9 protein-coding genes are annotated in these 3,745 nt (G+C 33.5%); all 9 read right to left on the reverse strand.

Going from position 1 to position 3,745, the window contains the following annotated elements:
- Window positions 1–483, reverse strand: a 483-nt coding sequence (locus tag P0N36_RS14695; RefSeq protein WP_275843623.1) for an LURP-one-related/scramblase family protein, incomplete at its 3' end; no start/stop codon positions are given.
- A gap of 39 nt (window positions 484–522) precedes the next feature.
- Window positions 523–915, reverse strand: coding sequence for a VOC family protein (locus tag P0N36_RS14700; protein ID WP_275843624.1), 393 nt, complete (start codon window positions 913–915; stop codon window positions 523–525).
- Window positions 915–1,358, reverse strand: a complete 444-nt coding sequence (locus P0N36_RS14705; protein ID WP_275843625.1) for a hypothetical protein — start codon at window positions 1,356–1,358, stop codon at window positions 915–917. The genes P0N36_RS14700 and P0N36_RS14705 overlap by 1 nt, the downstream gene beginning before the upstream one ends.
- An 82-nt stretch (window positions 1,359–1,440) precedes the next feature.
- Window positions 1,441–1,647: a DUF4177 domain-containing protein gene (locus P0N36_RS14710; RefSeq protein ID WP_275843626.1), complete on the reverse strand. Its 207-nt coding sequence runs from the start codon at window positions 1,645–1,647 to the stop codon at window positions 1,441–1,443.
- 35 nt (window positions 1,648–1,682) lie between these two features.
- Window positions 1,683–2,312 carry a class I SAM-dependent methyltransferase gene (locus P0N36_RS14715; RefSeq protein WP_275843627.1) on the reverse strand — a complete coding sequence of 210 codons (630 nt, stop codon included), beginning with the start codon at window positions 2,310–2,312 and terminating at the stop codon, window positions 1,683–1,685.
- Window positions 2,313–2,361: 49 nt separating this feature from the next.
- A complete protein-coding gene (locus P0N36_RS14720) occupies window positions 2,362–2,529 on the reverse strand; it encodes a hypothetical protein (RefSeq protein WP_275843628.1) in 168 nt (55 codons plus the stop codon).
- Window positions 2,530–2,543: 14 nt separating this feature from the next.
- Window positions 2,544–2,759 (reverse strand): VOC family protein, encoded by a 216-nt coding sequence (locus P0N36_RS14725; RefSeq protein WP_275843629.1) that lies wholly within the window; start codon window positions 2,757–2,759, stop codon window positions 2,544–2,546.
- A gap of 22 nt (window positions 2,760–2,781) precedes the next feature.
- Entirely contained in the window at window positions 2,782–3,429 is a 648-nt protein-coding gene (locus P0N36_RS14730) for a hypothetical protein (protein ID WP_275843630.1), read from the reverse strand.
- A 49-nt stretch (window positions 3,430–3,478) separates the two neighbouring features.
- The coding region (locus P0N36_RS14735; RefSeq protein ID WP_275843631.1) for an aspartate/glutamate racemase family protein at window positions 3,479–3,745 on the reverse strand (267 nt) is incomplete at its 5' end.

Raw genomic sequence — 3,745 nt, forward strand, 5'->3', positions numbered from 1 at the left:
ATTCTTCTCTTGAGAGTCTTTGATACAATCGACAGCTATCATCAAAGCTAATACATACACCTCTAAACTCTCGTCATAAATCTTAAGTTCATACGTATCACCAAAGGTCATAAAGCGTTTTGAAATGCTTCCTATAACTCTATCTCCTTGATATACTTCAAAATCATAATCAAAAAAACTCCCTTGAAGAAACAGATTCAAGCCTTCTGACTCCACATCTATTTGCTTTGCAAAAAGTGTAAATCTGCTTTTAATCGTCACGTGTTGTCCATTAGCAAATGATATCTGATACCGTGGTAGGAACGTTAAGATCTCTTTGTCAACAACAAAAATTTCTACACCTTCTGCGTTACTCACACGTACTTTATTTCCAATAAGTTTGAAGTCTTGATCCACTTGATAAACAAGGTCACCATACTGATCCATAACTGGATAATGGTCTGTAATTTTAAATACCTTTTGCTTAATATAAAGTTCTCTCATTGAATACTTCCTCCGTTTTTATTATTCAGTCAAATTACATTAATTGATATTGAACGAACCGATTTCTATCAAGTTTCCTTCAGGATCAGCAATATAACACGTGCGTTGTCCCCAAGGTTCAGTCGTTGGTTGAAGTATTCCTATAGCGCCCTTTGAAATCACTTCATCGAAAGCCTTATCGACCGCTGCATAATTTTCAACACTTAATGCAATCTCATAATGTCCGATTATACCACTAGCATAGTTGTATTTTCTATTAGTCATTAGTTCAAAATCTGTTCTTCGATACAATAAGAATAACGTTCCATCTTTTTCTAAATATACATTAGAAGCATTACCATCTTCTTTAATGTCAAATCCCAAAACATCACGATAAAATTGGATCATCGTTGGCATATCTTTTACGAATATTCCGAATCCATCTAATTTCATTAAGCATCCTCCTCAATCGAAATACGAAAACGACATTCTTTGCCGCCACCTAAAACAGTAGATATCTTGTCTACTTGCATCTGAAGCTCTGGTTCTAAAGATTTCATAACATGAATAATGCTCTGTCTGGAACATTCACATATACAGTCAGAGTGAATATATCCTCGACGATGTAACTCACAAATACAATGGCAAAATGTTATATCATATACTTTTCCTGGGTTAATGATTTCACCACCAACAGTCTTCATCTCATTTAATCTCAAAAAAAATGTATCTAACTTTTTTCCTGAATCTATATAAAGTTCCTCGTATACTTTTTTTACGCCTCTTTCTACACAATTGCTTCCGCAACTATAAAAAAAACTTTCCTTTGCTTTTTGATCTAAGCTGTTGATCCCTTTTTCAAACCCTTGAAACCACTCGGCCAAATACTCAGACATACACTTCCACCTCATCTTCAATATAACTGTTATAGCAGTACCTAACAATCAATCGACCTAAAGATTCTTCTTTAATTTTTTCTTACATCTCTTTTTCTTCTCTTTTAAAAGTATATACTATTTTCTTAGTGTTCCCATAGCCTTCATTCGTAGTGAAATTGCTGATTATTTCCCACCCTTGTCTACCTAATTCATTCAGCTGATCCTCTATATATTGTCTATCAATCTTCCCTCCGCCAAATGACTTTTTGGTATCAAACTCAACGACTTTATATTTCCATTTTTTCATTAGTTTCTCCTTCTAAACTCAATACAATTTCTTCTTTAGAGGCTACTTTTGCGCCTTGCTAACATCAAAAATAATGAATAATCCATCTCGGTATCTCCAGAGATTCTTTTATCATAAAAAAATGTCTCTGATTCTATTTCATCAAATCCTATTGTTTTAAGCATCTTCTTCAATTCTTCCCGCTCAAAGCCGTTATGTCCGTCAAAATCAAGCTCGTGCTCGTGAAAACGCCCATCTTCTTTATTCAAATCTACAATACATAACCAGCCATCTACCTTAAGCCAATTGTAGAATTTATTAAGTATTTCAGGAATGTCTTGTATATGATGCAACACCATTGAATTATATATAACATCAAACTTTTCATCTATTGCATCTTCAAAATCTTCGTTCGCAAGAAGCGTAACCATATTGTCCACATTGCTCTTGGCGATTTTAGAATTTAAGACATCAAGCATACCTTCTGATGCATCAACTAAAGTTACTTTCTCAAAATAATTGTAAAGATTAAAACTTACGAGTCCTGTTCCGCATCCAAACTCCATGGCCGTATATTTTTTATTATGATCGATCTTTATTGAACTAATAATTTTATCAGCAATTACCTTTGCTCTTTTTATTTTTTTATCCGTATCCCAATTTGTTGCCGCTTCATCAAAATCCATACCAAGTCCCCCTTATTGAATTCTTTACCAACAGACAATGCTCTGATTTTTATAGTGTTGTTTGGTCTCTGACTTCAATGATCGTCCCTTCAGGCGCTAGAATCTTAAACAACTTGCCACCTTCTACCTCATATATATCCTGATCTTTTTTTCTAATGAATGTGTTATAACCTAATGTCTTTATTCTCTCATATTCATAATCAATGTCATCTACCATAAAAGCCAGGTGAGTTATCCCTTTCTTCTTTTATTATAATCTATTAAAACTTCATCAACCCTATTTGTCTGCAATTCAATCATGAAATTGTCTCGCTTGATCCATGAGTTAAAATGTCTTCCATGAAAGCCTTTGGTTTCCTTAACCACAACAAATCCAAATATCTCCTTATAAAACTGTATAGATTCATAATAGCAATCTGTTTGTATACAAATATGATGTAATGTCATAACTTTTCTCCTTAGATTATAATCAGGCTTTCTTATTATTATTGTAGGCAAACCCATCTAGAAATTCTAAAGTGTCTCCTTCTGTTATTATGGCCAATACAATAAATAGTATTCCACTTAACAATAACATAGCAAAAAACCTTATTGTTTTAAATACATCAAATTCTCTTTCCTCTGAACTCCAAAACATGATCGCAATATTTATAGCTATGCCTGTTATGGATAAAAATACAATCCAACTTCCCTGAATTGAGTTTTCTATTCCCCATTGATACGCACCTAATACTGCTGTCACCACCCACATGAATGTCATCCATCTTGATAGCGTCCCAGATTTATTAGTTACGGTATATAGAATATAGTTCAAGCAAACTAATACTAATATTATAAGTATGGTCGTGATTCCAATCATTTCAAAATTGTCATATTTCAGATAATATACTGCCATTGCCATCCCTGCTACAAAAGCATTAAACACAGTATAGATTAATGTCGCCCATCTGGATTTGATGATCACATACACCAATATTTCCATAATCATCCAAAGAATCGACATAGATAGCATCATAAAATCATCACCATAACTTACCATGATCCGACATGATACCACAATAATTAATAATGATATTATGTAACTGTAAAAAAGCTTTCTAAGATCTTGTGCTTCCATTAATATCTCCCTCTTGGTAACCAATATATCTTATATATGAACTTACTTTTTACTCACTAAGAGCAAAATCAACAGCAAATGTCGCATGTATCGCTGTCGTATCAAAAAGTTCCACCTCAATATCTTCTTTCTTAATCAACATTGGTATTTCTGTACAACCAAGAATGATGCCCTCTGCGCCTCGGCTAACAAGTCCTTGTATGATCTTTATATATTCTTTTTTTGACTCTGTTTTTACGATGCCTTGAACCAGTTCATTATAGATTACATCATGTATGATCCCTTGTTCCGCCTCTGTTGGAACAATAACTTCTAC

The organism is Petrocella sp. FN5, assembly GCF_029210395.1.
GTDB lineage: Bacteria > Bacillota > Clostridia > Lachnospirales > Vallitaleaceae > Petrocella.